Here is a 212-nt window from a genome sequence, read left to right on the forward strand (position 1 = left end):
TGCAGCGGACTCCTGGGAGTCCGACGTGCGCGATACTGGGATTGAACCAGTGACCCCTACCGTGTCAAGGTAGTGCTCTCCCGCTGAGCTAATCGCGCCTGGTAAGGCGATCTTGCAGCGGACTCCTGGGAGTCCGACGTGCGCGATACTGGGATTGAACCAGTGACCCCTACCGTGTCAAGGTAGTGCTCTCCCGCTGAGCTAATCGCGCC

2 tRNA genes are annotated in these 212 nt (G+C 60.8%); both read right to left on the minus strand.

The window, feature by feature from the left end:
• Positions 1-26: 26 nt before the first annotated feature.
• Positions 27-98: transfer RNA gene (locus VM95_RS38390), tRNA-Val, on the minus strand.
• Positions 99-139: 41 nt separating this feature from the next.
• Positions 140-211, minus strand: a tRNA-Val gene (locus tag VM95_RS38395).
• Position 212 lies beyond the last annotated feature (1 nt).

Origin of the sequence: Streptomyces rubellomurinus, assembly GCF_000961885.1 — a bacterium.
In the GTDB taxonomy this organism is placed as follows: domain Bacteria; phylum Actinomycetota; class Actinomycetes; order Streptomycetales; family Streptomycetaceae; genus Kitasatospora; species Kitasatospora rubellomurina.